General features: G+C 71.2%; 14 protein-coding genes. 10 read left to right on the top strand and 4 right to left on the bottom strand.

The window, feature by feature from the left end; translation table 11 throughout:
* The first annotated feature begins 8 nt into the window (after positions 1 to 8).
* Positions 9 to 173, top strand: coding sequence for a serpin family protein (locus tag ACWD4P_RS35535; protein ID WP_449782466.1), 165 nt, complete (start codon positions 9 to 11; stop codon positions 171 to 173).
* Between the two features lie 33 nt (positions 174 to 206).
* Here ACWD4P_RS35535 and ACWD4P_RS35530 read toward each other — a convergent pair whose 3' ends face one another.
* The 4 genes from ACWD4P_RS35530 to ACWD4P_RS35515 form a co-directional block, all read right to left on the bottom strand.
* Entirely contained in the window at positions 207 to 1,319 is a 1,113-nt protein-coding gene (locus ACWD4P_RS35530) for an ADP-ribosylglycohydrolase family protein (protein WP_359820311.1), read from the bottom strand.
* A gap of 124 nt (positions 1,320 to 1,443) precedes the next feature.
* Positions 1,444 to 2,715: a DUF2786 domain-containing protein gene (locus ACWD4P_RS35525; RefSeq protein ID WP_449782465.1), complete on the bottom strand. Its 1,272-nt coding sequence runs from the start codon at positions 2,713 to 2,715 to the stop codon at positions 1,444 to 1,446.
* 124 nt (positions 2,716 to 2,839) lie between these two features.
* Entirely contained in the window at positions 2,840 to 4,468 is a 1,629-nt protein-coding gene (locus ACWD4P_RS35520; RefSeq protein ID WP_359820307.1) for a transporter, read from the bottom strand.
* Positions 4,465 to 5,286, bottom strand: coding sequence for an ABC transporter ATP-binding protein (locus ACWD4P_RS35515; protein WP_359820304.1), 822 nt, complete (start codon positions 5,284 to 5,286; stop codon positions 4,465 to 4,467). The genes ACWD4P_RS35520 and ACWD4P_RS35515 overlap by 4 nt, the downstream gene beginning before the upstream one ends.
* A 267-nt stretch (positions 5,287 to 5,553) precedes the next feature.
* On the opposite strand from ACWD4P_RS35515, the gene ACWD4P_RS35510 reads away from it, so the two are divergent.
* The 9 genes from ACWD4P_RS35510 (at position 5,554) to ACWD4P_RS35470 (ending at position 16,015) form a co-directional block, all read left to right on the top strand.
* Complete coding sequence (locus tag ACWD4P_RS35510) at positions 5,554 to 6,105, top strand: DUF1707 and DUF4190 domain-containing protein (RefSeq protein WP_359820302.1); 552 nt, start codon at positions 5,554 to 5,556, stop codon at positions 6,103 to 6,105.
* 185 nt (positions 6,106 to 6,290) lie between these two features.
* Positions 6,291 to 7,979, top strand: coding sequence for a hypothetical protein (locus tag ACWD4P_RS35505; RefSeq protein ID WP_449782464.1), 1,689 nt, complete (start codon positions 6,291 to 6,293; stop codon positions 7,977 to 7,979).
* Positions 7,980 to 8,026: 47 nt separating this feature from the next.
* Entirely contained in the window at positions 8,027 to 9,628 is a 1,602-nt protein-coding gene (locus tag ACWD4P_RS35500) for a DUF2142 domain-containing protein (RefSeq protein ID WP_449782463.1), read from the top strand.
* A gap of 376 nt (positions 9,629 to 10,004) precedes the next feature.
* Complete coding sequence (gene rpsL, locus ACWD4P_RS35495) at positions 10,005 to 10,376, top strand: 30S ribosomal protein S12 (protein ID WP_014144289.1); 372 nt, start codon at positions 10,005 to 10,007, stop codon at positions 10,374 to 10,376.
* Positions 10,377 to 10,378: 2 nt separating this feature from the next.
* Positions 10,379 to 10,849, top strand: coding sequence for a 30S ribosomal protein S7 (gene rpsG / locus ACWD4P_RS35490; protein WP_030055803.1), 471 nt, complete (start codon positions 10,379 to 10,381; stop codon positions 10,847 to 10,849).
* A gap of 39 nt (positions 10,850 to 10,888) precedes the next feature.
* The gene (gene fusA, locus ACWD4P_RS35485) at positions 10,889 to 12,994 is read left to right on the top strand and encodes an elongation factor G (RefSeq protein ID WP_359820293.1); all 2,106 of its coding nucleotides are present in this window, start codon (positions 10,889 to 10,891) and stop codon (positions 12,992 to 12,994) included.
* Positions 12,995 to 13,195: 201 nt separating this feature from the next.
* Entirely contained in the window at positions 13,196 to 14,389 is a 1,194-nt protein-coding gene (gene tuf, locus ACWD4P_RS35480; RefSeq protein WP_359820291.1) for an elongation factor Tu, read from the top strand.
* A gap of 220 nt (positions 14,390 to 14,609) precedes the next feature.
* Positions 14,610 to 15,542, top strand: coding sequence for a glycosyltransferase family 2 protein (locus ACWD4P_RS35475; RefSeq protein ID WP_359820288.1), 933 nt, complete (start codon positions 14,610 to 14,612; stop codon positions 15,540 to 15,542).
* Positions 15,539 to 16,015, top strand: a complete 477-nt coding sequence (locus tag ACWD4P_RS35470; RefSeq protein ID WP_449782462.1) for a GtrA family protein — start codon at positions 15,539 to 15,541, stop codon at positions 16,013 to 16,015. Before ACWD4P_RS35475 ends, ACWD4P_RS35470 begins: the two co-directional genes overlap by 4 nt.
* The last annotated feature ends 139 nt before the right edge of the window (positions 16,016 to 16,154 follow it).

Below are 16,154 nucleotides of genomic sequence, written 5' to 3'. Positions count from 1 at the left end.
ACGGCACGGTGGCGGCGGCCGGCAGGGGCGCCGGGATCGCCGGGGCGGCGGCGCCGAACGCCGACCGGCCGGTCGAGGTGCACCTCGACCGGCCGTTCCTGTTCCTGATCCGGGACACCAGGGGTGGCGCGCCGCTGTTCCTCGGCCAGGTCACCGACCCGCAGGCCCGGTAGCGCGGGCCGGCGGGGCGACGGTGCCGGGCGGGCTCACCAGGCCGGGTAGCGCCCGCCGAGCCCCGGGTGCAGAGGGTCGCGGCTGCCGAACAGCACCAGCAGGTCGTCCGCGACCTGCCGCAGCTCGGCCCGGCCCTCGACCGCCCCGGTCCACTCGGCGGGCAGCGCCGCCGCGCCGTACGCGGCGCCGACCAGGTTGCCGCAGACCGCACCGGTCGAGTCGCTGTCCCCGGAGTGGTTCACCGACAGCAGCAGCGCGGTGCGCACCGGGTCCGGGTCGAGGGTGGCGGCCAGCAGCGAGTACACGGCGATGGCGAGGCACTCCTCGGCGATCCAGCCGAGGCCGACCCGCTCCACCGTCTCGGCCACCGGCTCGGCCTCCTGGGCCAGCCGCACCGCCCGGGCCAGGGCCTGGACGGTCTCCTTGGAGCTCGGCAGCTCGCGGATCTGCTCCACCGTCTCGCCGACCGCCGCCCACGGTTCGGTGCCGTTCGCGAGCCGCTCGACCAGCGCCGCGAAGGCGCCCGCCGCGAGGTAGCCGGTCGGGTGGCCGTGGGTGAGCTGGGCGCACTGCACGGCCAGCCCGAAGGACTGCTCGACGCCCAGCCGGGCCAGCCCGAACGGCGCGGAGCGCATCACGGTGCCGCAGCCCTTGGAGCCGGGGTTGATCGGCCCCGGCAGCCCGATCGCGGACGGCGCCTCGAACACCGGGTGTTCGGACACCCCGCTCAGGCAGGCGTTGCCCGGGGCCCGCCGGGCGTACAGGAAGGGCCGGCTCAGCAGCCAGCCGTCGTACGGGCGGGGCTGGGGCGCGGTGTCCGGCGCGCCCTGGAACTGGGTCTGCAGCCAGCGCCGGTAGGCGCCGTGCACGGCCTCCGGTACGGAGCCGCCGCCGCCCGTCCAGCCGCGGACGAAGCCCCGGATCAGGCCTTCGGCGGTGAACAGCGTCATCTGGGTGTCGTCGGTCACCTCGACCGGTCCCGGTCCGGCCGGGAGCGTGGTCACGCCCTGCGGCCCGTACCGGTCCTGGATCTGGTGGAGTTGCTGGAACTCCACCTGCCAGCCCAGCGCATCGCCGATCGCTCCGCCGAGCAGCGCTCCGCGGACCCGGTCCCGGTATCCCGACTCCGCCGCCGGCTCCGTCACGTCGAGTCCCCCTTCGTTCGTGGCGGACTACGTTCTATCAGGTCCCCCGGGGGACCGGGCGGCTCTTGTGGATCTTGCGCGGGTCGGACGGGGAACCGGTGGTGATCGGCCGGGGCCCGGCACCCTAGGGGCGGATCGCCCCCGCGCGCCCGTGCAGCGCGGCCCGGTCGGCGGCGGCGCGTCCGGCCGCCCAGCCCACGCCGTCGCTGACCCGCACCCGCTGCGAGACCAGCTTCGGGAACAGCCGGCCGACCTCCTCGTCCACCGCCTCGGAACGGGCGGCGAGCGCGGGCAGCAGCCGCGCGTCGGGCAGCAGCTGCTCCTCGGTGCCGTCCTCGCGCAGGTGCCGTCCGGCCGCGGCGGCGCTGGTGGCGCGCTCGGTGGCGGCGGTCAGCCGCTCGCGGATCCGGGCCGCGTACGCGACCAGGAAGGACTGGCGGAACGCCTTGCTGCGGGAGTCCTTGCGGGAGCCCGCCTTGTTGAGCGCGTGGGTGGCCTGCACCAGCAGCGAGGTGTAGAGCAGTTCGACGCCGTCCAGGTCGCCGTCGAAGCCGACCACGGTGCAGAAGCCGAACTCCTTCGCCCACACCACCCGGCACCGGTTGGCCGCCGCGACCGCGTCCAGCAGCATCGTCTTGGGGCCCTCGTACGGGTTGTCCACCCCGATCCGCAGCGCCGCCGGGGTGTCGCGGTCCGTGCCGGCGGCGGCCAGCAGCGCGTCGTCGATGCTGTGCTGGGCCATCAGCTGCTGGGCCTTGGCGGTCAGCGCCTCGGCCTCCTCCGGGTACTCGGTGGACTCGGCCTTGGCGAGCAGTGCCCGGATCCGCGCCAGCATCCGCGGCTCGCCGGTCACCGGCGCCGACTGCGGCGACCGCGCGGCCTGCCCGGGAGCGGGCCCCACCGGGGCGATCGGAGGCAGCCGGCCCCAGGTGCGCAGCAGCTCCAGGACGGCGGTGGCGAGCGCGAAGCGGTCCAGCCGCTGCCGGTGGGCGAAGGCGCCGAGGTACTCGTCGTCGCCGGGCCACCAGACCTCGGCCTCCAGCTCGCGCAGCTGCTCCTGCCAGCGCCGGTCCGGGGCGGCCGCGGGGTGGCGGCGGCCCTCGGCGGCGATCAGGTCCACCGCGAGGGCCAGGTGGACGGGCTTCAGCTCGCGCCGCACCACCCGGGCCAGGTCGGCCGGCCGCCACCCGGCGGACCAGCAGCGGCCGACGGCGGTGTCCGCGTGGCCGAGCAGCGCCCGGCTGACCTCCGGCCACTGCCCGGCCGAGGCGGCCAGCAGCGAGGCCCCGGTGTCCAGGGCGAGGTCCAGTGCGTCGTCCGGGGCCGTCAGCACCGACCGCACTGCCTGGTCCAGCAGCGGCCCGGCGCTCCCGGCCTGCTGCGTGCGCTTGCCCACGGTGTGTCCCTGCTCTCCTCGACGGTCCGGCCTCCTGCCCATGATGCCGGAGCGCACCCCGGGAGCGGCGTGGCGCTGTTCCGGTTCGGCGTTCGGCCGGGATCGGCGGGCTGCCGGTCCCGGCTCAGCGCTCGATGGCCTTGGCCAGGATCTCCGGGGCGCGCACCAGGAGCCGGCCCGCCGCCGTCCGCACGCCCAGGGTCGCGACCAGGGCGCCGTACAGCGGGCCGATCAGCAGCAGCGGCCAGGTCGGTCCGTCCGAGGTGAGCGCCCACAGCAGGTAGCCGCCGACCGGCAGGGCCAGCACCGTGACGCCGACCATCGAGCCGAACTGGTTGAGCAGGATCAGCCCGCCCTGCCCGGGGGCGGCGTTGCGCATCGGGTTGCTGTCGGCCGGCATGGTGTACGGCGCCAGCACGCTGAACATCGAGCCCAGCGCGATCCCGCAGCCGAGCAGTGCCAGCGCGAGGCCGAGCGCGGACGGCAGCTCGCTCCACCGGCCGGTGACGGCCGCCAGCACCAGCCCGAGCACCACCGTCACCGGCACGGCGTACGACAGCACCGCGTACGCCCGGCCGCGCAGCTCGGAGCGGGCGTCGGCCGGGGTGCGCAGGGTGGCGGCGACCATCCAGAACGCCGAGCCGTCCATGCCGAACAGGTTGAGCATCTGCAGCCCGAGGAACACCCCGGTCATGGCCAGCAGGTAGACGCTCGCCCAGCCCTGGACCATCGACAGCACGCAGATCACCAGCGTCATCCCGATGCTGGTGAACAGCGCGGCCTTGGCCCGCGGCTCGCGCCAGGCGTACCGCAGGTGCCGCTGCATCACCGCGCCGGTGCGGCCCTCGGGCAGGAACCCCCAGCCGCGCGAGTTCTGCACCCCGCGGGCCACTTCCAGGGTGGAGGAGTCGGCGGTGACCATCAGCTCCTGCAGGCTCCGCCGCCACCAGCGCAGCAGCAGGGCGAGCAGCGCGGCGGCCGCGGCGAGCTGGAGCAGCGCCAGCCCGTACCGGCCCTCCCCGGCGGTGCGCGGCGCGTCGGCGGCGCTGATCGGCGGGATCCAGCGCAGCACCGAGGCGACCGGCTTCAGCGGGCTGAGGTCGAGCGGACCGCCCCGGCGGCCGAAGACGCTCTGCGAGCCGACGTTGGCGACCTGCACCAGCAGAGCGAAGGCCAGCCCGCCGAAGATCGCGAAGTCCTTGCCGCGTCGGCTGGAGAGCATCCGGGCGTTGCCCGCGGCGACCGCCCGGGAGAGCGTGACCAGGCAGAGCACGGCGAGCGGCACGCCGAGCACCGCGACCGCGGCCGAGGCGCCGCCGGCCGCGCCGGCCAGCACCGCGCCCGTCACCAGCACCAGGTTGATCAGCGGCCCCGGCCCGATCAGCGCGGCCAGCAGCGAGCCGCGCAGCAGCGGCCCGGGCCGCAGCGGCAGCATGGTCAGCCGGGTCGGGTCGGCGCTCTCGTCGCTGGAGAAGAGGAACAGCGGCAGCGCGGCCCAGCCCAGGGTCAGTACGCCGAGCAGCATCACCCCGGCGTCCCCGGAGCCCGCGTAGCGCCCGTTCAGCGCGGCCAGGGCGACGGAGATGCCGGCCGCGAAGGCCACGCCGACGACGCCGCCGATCACGTAGACGGTGGTCCGGCCGGGGCTGCGCCGCAGCCCGTTGCGCAGCAGCCGCAGCTTGAGCGCCACCAGGGCGCGGACCACCGTCCGCCCGTCGGGGACGGGCGCGGTGTTCACCGTCCCGGCGGTCACCGGGCGCCCCCGTCGTGTCCGCCGCCGAGCCAGCCGAGCGCCTGCCCGTCGTCCTCGCGCACGCCGATCAGTTCCAGGAAGGCCTCGTGCAGGCTGCGCCCGCCCCGGACGGAGTCCAGCGGCCCCTGGGCTATCACCCGGCCGGCGTTGACCACCGCGACCCAGTCGCAGAGCTGCTCGACCAGTTCCATCACGTGGCTGGAGAAGACCACGGTGGAGCCGGCGGCCGCGTAGCGCTTGAGCACGCCGCGGATGGTCTGGGCGGAGACCGGGTCGACGCCCTCGAAGGGTTCGTCCAGGAACAGCACGTCCGGGTTGTGCAGCAGCGCGGCGGCCAGGCCGATCTTCTTGCGCATGCCGGTGGAGTAGTCGGCGACCAGCTTGTCGGCGTCCCGGCCGAGGTCCAAGACGGTCAGCAGCTCCTCGGCCCGCCGGTCCACCTCGGCGCCGGGCAGGCCGCGCAGCCGCCCGGTGTACTGGAGCAGCTCGCGCCCGCTGAGCCGCTCGAACATCCGCAGGCCCTCGGGCAGGATGCCGATCCGGGCCTTGACGGTGACCGGGTCCGTCCAGACGTCGGCGCCGTGCACCAGGACGGTGCCCTGGTCGGGCCGGAGCAGCCCGGTGACCATCGAGAGGGTGGTGGTCTTGCCGGCGCCGTTCGGTCCGACCAGGCCGATGAACGCCCCGGCCGGCAGCTCCAGGCTCAGCCCGGCCACCGCGGCCTGGGTGCCGAAGTGCTTCCAGAGCCCCTGGATGCTGACGGCGGACGGGGTTCCCGGTCCGGGGAGGTCGGGGGACGGCGGCGCTGACGCCTGCATGGTGGCCCTCTCTGCTGGTGGCTCGTGGTGGTGGACGACGGCGTGGTGGGACGGCGTCCGGGGCCCAGCCTGTCACTGCGTGAACGGGCTGTCGCCCGAGTTGAGCATCCCCTGAGTGTGTCCTCCGAACGGGTGAGGCACGCCGTCCGGAATCCTCTTCTCGGCGACTACTGGGCCGATTTGGCAACTACTCAGTTCGGCTGTTCGTCCTGCACTATGAGGGAGCAGTGACGTGCGCGGGGGTGCCGCGCTACCGGGAGGTGGCGGATGTCCGTACAACCATGGGGCGAGCCCGGTTCCGGCTATCCGCCCGACGGTCCGGCCGGTGGTTGGCAGCCGGTGCCCGTGCCCGGGGTGTCCCCGCAGGCCGCGATGCGGGCGGGCCACGCGGACCGGGACCGGACGATCGACGTGCTCAAGGCCGCGTTCGCCGAGGGGCGGCTCTCCGTCCAGGAGTACGAGCAGCGCCACGAGGCGGTGGCCACGGCGCAGACGTACGGCCAGCTGGCCGCGCTGGTGGCCGACCTGCCGTCGGGGCCGATGACGGGGCCGCCGGCCGCCGTCGCGACGCCCGTTCCGGCCACCTTCATGGCCGTCCCGCCGCCGCCCCAGGTCCGCCCCACCAACGTGCTCGCCGTGGTCTCCCTGGTGGCTAGCTTGTTCGGGCTCTCCCTCCCCGCCGTGATCACCGGTCACATCGCCCGTTCGGAGATCCGCCGCCGCAACATGGAGGGCGACTGGGCGGCCGTCCTCGGCCTGGTCATCGGCTACATGGGCTGCGCGTTCTGGACGCTGATGATCCTGATGGGCATCGCCTGAGGCCCGCCCGGTTCGACGGCCTTGCGGTGGTCCGTCCACCTCGCCGATGGGGTCTTCCCCGAACGGAGGACCTATGATGCCCGGGGCTGCCGCCGCGCGCCCGGAAGCAGTACGTTCTCCGTCACCGGCCGACGCCGAAGGGTCGGGCGGGCCGAGCGAGAGACCACGAGCTGAGGACCGTACCAGTGACAGTCAGTGCCCAAGAGGCCTCCAGGACCCCGCCGATCGGAGGGCGCTCGCTGATCCGGGGATCGGCGGGCCGTTCCGCGGCTCGGCTCCGGACGTCGGCTCCGGCACTGCTCGCGGGTGAGGTCCTGATCGCCTTCCTGGCGGCCCTGGTGCTCCCCGTGATGGCGACCAAGTTCCACATGGACCCGCTGAACCGGATCGCCCAGGTGAGCGGTCTCGCGGCGCTGCAGCTGCGGTTCGCGGTCATCGGCTTCCTCCTGCTCGGCGCGGTCGTGCTCGCGATGCGCTTCCGTTCGGGCCGGCACTTCAACCTGGTGGCCCGGTTCTCCGCGGCCGCCGTCGCCGGCCTCGCCAGCGGTTTCGTGGCGGCCGGCGCGGTGATGGCCCTGCTGGGCACGCCCTGGCCGATGTTCGGCCTGAACGGCGACAGCGGGCGGATCGTCGAGTGGGCCCACGCGGTGGCGAACGGCCAGCCCTCGGGCTCGGCGGTCTACCCCCCGGCGCCGCTGTACACCCTGGGCTACTACGCCGAGTGGTTCCGCGGCGGCAACACCGCGTACGCCTTCAAGGACCTCCAGATCCTCGGTGCCGCCGCGTTCGGCCCGCTGGTCTACCTCTCGTGGCGGATGCTGCTCAGCCCGGTGCGGGCCCTCGCCTTCGGGGTGCTGCCGGCCTTCGCCCTGATCGACGCGTACAAGCCGTACAGCCAGACCGTGCTGGTGGTCCTGGTGCCGGTCCTGGTCGCCGTGGTCGTGCACCTGCGCCGCAGCGGTACGGACGGCTGGCGGCTGCTGCTGGTGAAGGCGGTCGGCTTCGGCGCGCTGCTGGGCCTGCTGTTCCTCACCTACTCCGGCTGGTTCCTGTGGAGCTCCATCGGCGTGGTGGTCGCGGCGCTGATGTACTTCCCGTGGCGCGAGAGCCGGCTCAAGGGCCTGGCCTACCTCGGCGCCACCGTGGGCGCGTTCCTGCTGGTCTGCGGCAGCTACCTGGTGACCATGCTGACGGACGGGCAGGACACCAAGGACTCCAACTTCCGCTTCGACAACTTCACCGACCCGGCCTACTTCCTGATGTGGCGCACCGACATGCCGGGCAAGGTGGGCGACTGGCCGATCCCCGGCGAGTTCGGCGGCATGGACCTGTTCGCCGTGGTGATGTTCGTCGCACTGGGCGCCGCCCTCTGGCTGGGCATCCGCAAGCCGGTGGTCGTCACCATCAGCTGCATGTTCGCGAGCGCCTGGGTGATGCGGATGTTCATCGCCTCGCACATGTACGAGACGCAGACGGTCCAGCTCTACACGCGTACCAACAACCAGCTGCTGTACTGCGGCCTGCTGCTGTGCGCCCTGCTGGTCCACCTGGTCTCGCTCCGGCTGGCCGAGCACCGCCGGCTCGCGCAGGACGGGGAGGCCGCCGGTGCCGCCGGGGCCGGGGGACTCGCCGGAACGCCCCTGCCCGGTCCGCACGCGGCCGTCGTCGGTACGCTGTTCGCTCTTCTCTTCCTGTTCGGTACGGTCTCCTCGTCGATGTCGGACCGCTACATGCCGGCCAAGGAGAACACCTACCGGATCCTGCCGTGGGTGTCGCACACCATGCAGAACCTCGACGGCACCTGCCCGAAGTTCGCGCCGGGTGGGCGCTGCTCCAAGACCGGTGACCAGTCATGGCAGAGCATGATCAAGTAACCAGTTCCCGCCCACGAGCCCGAACTGACCCCAAAGGCCCAATCCTGATGATGATCACCGCCGTCAAGAGCCTCGCCGACCGGCTCGTCTCCTCGCCGAGGCGTCTGTGGGCCGTGGCGTTCGCGATCCTGTTCGCCCTGAGCGCGTCCTGGTCGATCGCCACCCCGGTCGGCGCCTCGCCGGACGAGCACGCCCACCTCATCCGGGCCGCGGCCGTCGCCCGCGGCCAGATCGAGGGCCGCGAGGTCATGGTCCCGCACCTGGTGGGCGGCATCGAGGGCCAGTTCGCGGAGACCGGGGTGGAGCTCCCGCGGATCTACCAGGACCTGAAGGACGTCAACTCCTGCTACGTCTTCAAGTCCGAGAGCCCGGCCTCCTGCGCGCCGCGGCTCATCGACCGGCCGGGGGAGACCCTGGTCACCACCGCGGCCGGGCGCTACCACCCGGCGTACTACCTCGCGGTGGGCTGGCCGAGCCTCCTGGTCCCCGGCGCGAAGGGCTTCTACCTGATGCGCCTGATGTCGGCGCTGATCTGCTCCGCCCTGGTGGCGAGCGCGGTGGTCTCGGCGGCGGAGTGGCGGCGGCGGTCCTTCACCCTGCTGGGCACGGTCACCGCGGCCACGCCGATGGCGCTGTTCCTGTTCGGCATGGTCAACCCGAGCGGTCCGGAGATCGCGGCGGGCATCCTGGTCTGGAGCGCCGGGCTGCCGATGCTGATGAACCCGGACCCGCACCTGCTGAACCGCCGGGTGGCCCGGCTGGGCATCGGCGCGCTGGTGCTGATCAGCATCCGCCCGCTGGGCGCGATCTGGTTCGCCGGGGCGCTGTTCTTCGCGCTGCTGCTGAGCCAGAAGGGCGCGGTGCGCGAGGTGCTCCGCCGCAAGGTGACCTGGCTCTGGGGCGGCCTGGGCGCCGCGTCCGCCGTCGCGGCCCTGGCCTGGTCGTCGAGCCATCCGGACAACTCGATCATCAACACCCCGAGCGACCTCACCCCGCTGGCCGCGGCCCGGAAGACCTTCGACTTCGGGCTGCTGTACATGAAGCAGATGATCGGCTACTTCGGCTGGCTGGACGCGGAGGCGCCGGCCGCGACGCTGCTGGTCTGGTGCGGCGTGGTGCTCGCCCTGGCGATGTTCGCCCTGTGCTACGCCCGGTTCCGGGATGCCCTGGCGATCGTCGGTGTGATGATCGGCATCGTCGTGATACCGATAGTGGCGCAGGCCATGCAGGCGGCCAAGCTGGGCATGATCTGGCAGGGCCGCTACCTGCTGCCGTTCGCCGTCGGGCTGCCCATCCTGTGCGCCGCGATCTGCCACGAGCGGCTGCCCTGGGGCGGCTTCGCCTGGCGCCGGCTGCTGGTGATCTCCGGCTTCTCGCTGTCGCTGGTCAACGCCGCGGCCTTCCTCTGGGCGCTGCGCCGCAACACGGTCGGCAGCACCGGCCCGCTGCTGATCAACCCGGCCCACTGGTCCCCGCCCGGCACCTGGATGCTGTGGCTGGCCGTGTACAGCCTGGCCGCGCTGGCGCTGGGGCTGTTCACGGCGGTGTCGGACAACCGGGACCGCCCGCTGCCGCAGTCGGCCGGGACGGCCGGCGGCGACGCCAGTCAGGATCCGCCCCGGCTCGCCGGGGCCCACGCGGAGGCGTAGGGTCGCGGTGCGGGGGCTGCCCGGTTGTGGTAGGGAGCCCCGCCCCGGCCCGGTTCCCGGGCCGCTTCCGGTGCAAGCCCCGCGACCTGCGGCGTTGCATTTGTTTTGACCGCGCCCCATGCGCTAGGTACGCTCTGACCTTGTGCCTGGGGTGTCCCCGGGTCCTTGTGCGTGCATGCACACCGGTCGCCGCGCCGAGCCGGAGCGCTTCCCAGCGCGCCGCGCGTAGAGCGCCGTCGCTGTACAGCAGCCATGGGATTCCGTGTCGTAACAAGCCCAACACACCCGACCGCGTGGGTCGACCACGGGGCCGTGTGCGAGGGAGACACCGCAGGTTAGTTCCACCAAGCCTTGGCACACAGAAAACGGAGAAACGGTGCCTACGATCCAGCAGCTGGTCCGAAAGGGCCGGCAGGACAAGGTCGAGAAGAACAAGACTCCCGCGCTGAAGGGTTCCCCGCAGCGCCGTGGGGTCTGCACGCGTGTGTACACGACCACCCCGAAGAAGCCGAACTCGGCTCTCCGCAAGGTCGCCCGTGTGCGCCTCACCAGCGGGATCGAGGTCACCGCTTACATCCCGGGCGAGGGCCACAACCTGCAGGAGCACTCCATCGTGCTGGTGCGCGGTGGTCGTGTGAAGGACCTTCCTGGTGTCCGCTACAAGATCATCCGCGGTTCGCTTGACACCCAGGGTGTCAAGAACCGCAAGCAGGCTCGCAGCCGCTACGGCGCCAAGAAGGAGAAGTAAGAATGCCTCGTAAGGGCCCCGCCCCGAAGCGCCCGGTCATCATCGACCCGGTTTACGGCTCCCCGGTCGTCACCCAGCTGGTCAACAAGATCCTGCTGCACGGCAAGCGCTCCACCGCCGAGCGGATCGTCTACGGCGCCCTCGAGGGCGTCCGTGAGAAGACCGGCTCGGACCCGGTCGTGACGCTGAAGCGCGCGCTGGAGAACGTCAAGCCGGCCCTCGAGGTCAAGTCCCGCCGTGTCGGTGGCGCGACCTACCAGGTTCCGGTCGAGGTCCGTCCGGGCCGCGCCAGCACCCTGGCGCTGCGCTGGATGGTCGGTTACTCCCGCGCCCGTCGCGAGAAGACCATGACCGAGCGCCTGATGAACGAGATCCTCGACGCCAGCAACGGCCTGGGCGCTTCCGTGAAGCGTCGCGAGGACACCCACAAGATGGCCGAGTCCAACAAGGCCTTCGCGCACTACCGCTGGTAGTCCGTACCCCGTCACTAGACAGAGAGAGAACGAGCCACCATGGCTGCAACCTCCCTTGACCTCGCCAAGGTCCGCAACATCGGGATCATGGCGCACATCGACGCGGGCAAGACCACCACCACCGAGCGGATCCTGTTCTACACCGGCGTGTCGTACAAGATCGGTGAGGTCCACGATGGCGCTGCCACCATGGACTGGATGGAGCAGGAGCAGGAGCGCGGCATCACGATCACGTCGGCCGCGACGACCTGTCACTGGACCGTCGACGATGCCGACCACACCATCAACATCATCGACACCCCGGGTCACGTCGACTTCACCGTCGAGGTGGAGCGTTCGCTGCGCGTCCTCGACGGTGCCGTGACGGTGTTCGACGGTGTCGCCGGTGTCGAGCCCCAGTCCGAGACCGTGTGGCGGCAGGCTGACCGCTACGGCGTCCCGCGCATCTGCTTCATCAACAAGCTGGACCGCACGGGCGCGAACTTCTTCTTCTGCGTCCAGACCATCGTGGACCGCCTCGGCGCGACCCCGCTGGTCATGCAGCTGCCGATCGGTGCCGAGTCGGACTTCCAGGGCGTCGTCGACCTGGTCCGCATGAAGGCGCTGGTCTGGTCGGCCGAGGCCGCCAAGGGCGAGATGTACGACATCGTCGACATCCCGGCCGAGCTGCAGGAGCAGGCGGACGAGTACCGCGAGGCGCTGATCGACACCGTGTCGAACGTCAGCGACGAGATCATGGAGCTCGCCCTCGAGGGCGAGGACATCCCGGTCGAGCTGCTGCAGACGGCGATCCGCAAGGGCACGCTGAACTCGGACTTCACCCCGATCTTCTGCGGCACCGCGTTCAAGAACAAGGGCGTTCAGCCCCTGCTCGACGCCGTCGTCAAGTACCTGCCGTCCCCGCTGGACATCGAGTCCATCGAGGGCACCAAGCCGGGCGACGACACCGTCAAGATCTCCCGCAAGGCCTCGGACGACGAGCCGCTCGCCGCGCTCGCGTTCAAGATCATGTCGGACCCGCACCTCGGCAAGCTCACCTTCGTCCGGGTCTACTCGGGCCGCCTGGAGTCCGGCACCTCGGTGCTGAACGCCGTCAAGGGCAAGAAGGAGCGCATCGGCAAGATCTACCGCATGCACGCGAACAAGCGTGAGGAGATCGACTCGGTGGGCGCCGGCGACATCATCGCCGTCATGGGCCTGAAGCAGACCACCACCGGTGAGACGCTGTCCGACGAGAAGAACCCGGTCATCCTGGAGTCCATGGACTTCCCGGCCCCGGTCATCCGCGTCGCGATCGAGCCCAAGTCCAAGGGTGACCAGGAGAAGCTGGGTGTCGCCATCCAGCGTCTCGCCGAGGAGGACCCGTCCTTCCAGGTCAACACGGACGAGGAGACCGGCCAGACCATCATCGCGGGTATGGGCGAGCTGCACCTCGAGGTGCTGGTCGACCGTATGCGCCGTGAGTTCAAGGTCGAGGCCAACGTCGGCAAGCCGCAGGTCGCGTACCGCGAGACCATCCGCCAGGCGGTCGAGCGCATCGACTACACCCACAAGAAGCAGACCGGTGGTTCCGGTCAGTTCGCCAAGGTGCAGATCGCGATCGAGCCGCTCGAGCAGGCCGAGGGCTACGAGTTCGTCAACAAGGTCACCGGTGGCCGCGTTCCGCGGGAGTACATCCCGTCGGTCGACGCCGGTTGCCAGGAGGCCATGGAGTTCGGCATCCTCGCCGGCTACCCGCTGCAGGGTGTCCGCGTGAGCCTGCTCGACGGCCAGGCGCACGACGTCGACTCGTCCGAGCTCGCGTTCAAGATCGCCGGTTCGATGGCGTTCAAGGAAGGCGCGAAGAAGGCCAAGCCGGTCCTCCTCGAGCCGATGATGGCCGTCGAGGTCACCACGCCCGAGGACTACATGGGCGACGTGATCGGCGACATCAACTCTCGCCGTGGCCAGATCCGGTCCATGGACGAGCGTCACGGTGCCCGCGTCGTCTCGGCGCTGGTGCCCCTCTCCGAGATGTTCGGCTACGTCGGTGACCTGCGCAGCAAGACCTCTGGTCGCGCGAGCTACTCGATGCAGTTCGACTCGTACGCCGAGGTTCCGAAGAACGTGGCGGACGACATCATCGCCAAGGCCAAGGGCGAGTGACGTCCCGATAATCGGGACGATAGCGAAGCCTTAGGCTATTAGGAGGCAACCCGGGAGGATCCGGTCGGATCCTCCCGGGAAGCCTCCGGCCCCCCCACCAGCGGGACGGCACGGGATGTCCTCCGGACAACCCGCACCAAAACCGATCAAAGACCAACTGGCGTCAGCACGGCGTACAGGAACTGTCCTCAGGAGGACTCAGTGGCGAAGGCGAAGTTCGAGCGGACGAAGCCCCACGTCAACATCGGCACCATCGGTCACATCGACCACGGCAAGACCACGCTGACCGCGGCCATCACCAAGGTGCTGCACGACGCGTACCCGGACCTGAACCCCTTCACGCCGTTCGACCAGATCGACAAGGCCCCGGAGGAGCGTCAGCGCGGTATCACCATCTCGATCGCGCACGTCGAGTACCAGACCGAGGACCGGCACTACGCGCACGTCGACTGCCCGGGTCACGCTGACTACATCAAGAACATGATCACCGGTGCCGCCCAGATGGACGGCGCCATCCTGGTGGTCGCCGCCACCGACGGCCCGATGCCGCAGACCAAGGAGCACGTCCTCCTGGCCCGCCAGGTCGGCGTTCCGTACATCGTCGTCGCCCTGAACAAGGCCGACATGGTGGACGACGAGGAGATCCTGGAGCTCGTCGAGCTCGAGGTCCGTGAGCTGCTCTCCGAGTACGAGTTCCCGGGCGACGACCTGCCGGTCGTCCGCGTCTCCGCGCTGAAGGCCCTCGAGGGCGACGCCGAGTGGGGCCAGAAGCTCCTCGGCCTGATGAAGGCTGTCGACGAGAGCATCCCGACCCCGGCCCGCGCCGTGGACCAGCCGTTCCTGATGCCGATCGAGGACGTCTTCACGATCACCGGTCGTGGCACCGTCGTCACCGGTCGCATCGAGCGCGGCATCCTGAAGGTCAACGAGACTGTCGACATCATCGGCATCAAGGAGACCAAGACCACCACCACGGTCACCGGCATCGAGATGTTCCGCAAGCTGCTCGACGAGGGCCAGGCCGGTGAGAACGTCGGTCTGCTGCTCCGTGGCATCAAGCGCGAGGACGTCGAGCGCGGCCAGGTCATCATCAAGCCGGGTTCGGTCACGCCGCACACCGACTTCGAGGCCCAGGCCTACATCCTGTCGAAGGACGAGGGTGGCCGTCACACCCCGTTCTTCAACAACTACCGCCCGCAGTTCTACTTCCGTACCACGGACGTGACCGGCGTCGTGACCCTCCCCGAGGGCACCGAGATGGTCATGCCGGGCGACAACACCGCCATGACCGTCGCGCTGATCCAGCCGATCGCCATGGAGGAGGGCCTGAAGTTCGCCATCCGTGAGGGTGGCCGCACCGTCGGCGCCGGCCAGGTCACCAAGATCATCAAGTAATTGATGTTCTGACCTGCCTGCCTCGTACAGGCTCAGTCCGAAGGGCCCCGCGCACCGTCCGGTGCGCGGGGCCCTTCGGCGTCTCATGGGGACTTCACCGGAGCGTGACTCCCTTCATCGCCAGCTCATCGCGGACTGTTATCGTCGGGCAACCAATCAGCCCCGCCGTCGCGGAAAGTGGGACCAACGCATGTCAACGGCACCGCTGTTGTCGGTCGTGATGCCTATCTACAACGAGCAGGAGGCACTCCCGCTGACCGTCGAACGGCTGAGGCCGATCCTCGACGGGCTCGACGTGGCCTACGAAGTGGTCGGCGTCGACGACGGCAGCACCGACGTCACCCCGGTCCTGATGCGGAAGATCCGCCAGGACTGGCCGGAGTTCCGCATCGTCCGCTTCTCCCGCAACTCCGGGCACCAGGCGGCGCTCACCGCGGGCCTCCACCGCTCCTTCGGCGAGTACGTCGTCTCCATCGACGCCGACCTCCAGGACCCGCCGGAGAAGATCCCCGAGATGCTGGCGCTCGCCCGCGAGCAGGACCTGGACATCGTCTACGGCGTGCGCGGCGACCGCGGCACCGACACCTTCTTCAAGCGGCACACCGCCGGCGGGTACTACCGGCTGATGCGCCGGCTGGTCGGCCAGCGGATGCCCAACCAGGCCGGCGACTTCCGGCTGCTCAGCCGGGCGGCGGTGGACGCGCTCAAGGCGATGCCCGAGCACCAGCCGGTCTACCGGCTGCTGGTGCCCTGGCTGGGCTTCCCCAGCGGCGAGGTGGTCTACGTGCGCGAGGAGCGGGTCGCGGGCAGCAGCCACTACCCGCTGTCCAAGATGGTCCGGCTCGCGCTCGACAGCGTCACCAACTTCTCCGCCGCCCCGCTGCGGCTGGCCACCTGGCTCGGGCTGTTCAGCTTCCTGGTCTGCATCCTGCTGGCGCTCTACACCACGGTCGCGTACGCCGTCGGCTCCACCGTGCCGGGCTGGTCCTCGCTGTTCATAGGGATGCTCTTCATCGGCGCCGTGCAGCTGGTCTGCGTGGGCCTGCTCGGGGAGTACGTCGGCCGGATCTACTCGGCGGTGCAGGCGCGGCCCGCGTACTTCGTCGGCTACGACTCGGCCGAGGAACCGGACCGGTACGGGACGGGCGCGTGAACGGGGCCCTGTCCACCGACCGGGACGACCGGGACGACCGGGACGAGCCCGCAGGGGCCGCCGGGGCTGCCGCGGGGCCGCGAACGGCCCGCCGGCAGCTGCCGTCCTTCCTCGTCATCGGGGTGCTGAGCACCGTCTTCTGCCTGCTGCTGTTCGTGCTGCTGCGGCTGGTCGCCTCGCCGCAGGTGGCCAACCTGGTCGCGCTGGCGGTCAGCGCGGTGGTCAACACCGCGGCCAACCGGCGCTTCACCTTCGGCATCACCGGCTCGGAGGGCGCGGTGCGCCACCAGCTGCAGGGCGGGGTCGCGTTCCTGATCGGGCTGGGCCTGTCCAGCGGGGCCCTGGCGCTGCTGGACGTGGCGGTGCCGCACGCCTCCCGGGCGGTCGAGGTGACGGGCCTGGTGGTGGCCAACGGCCTCGCCACGGTGGTCCGGTTCGTGCTGGCCAAGGTGTGGGTCTTCCGGGAGCGCTGAGTCGGGGGAGCCGGGCCGGGGGCGCCGAGCCCGGGCGACCGGCCCGGGAACGACGACGGAGGGGGGGCCGGCCCCCCGGGGCGCCCCCCCCCCCCGCGGGGGCGGAGGGGAGTGGGAGGGGGGGGGGGAGAGAGTGGAA

It is taken from the genome of Kitasatospora sp. NPDC002543, from assembly GCF_053594915.1.
This window is presented reverse-complemented; position numbering and strand designations above follow the sequence as displayed.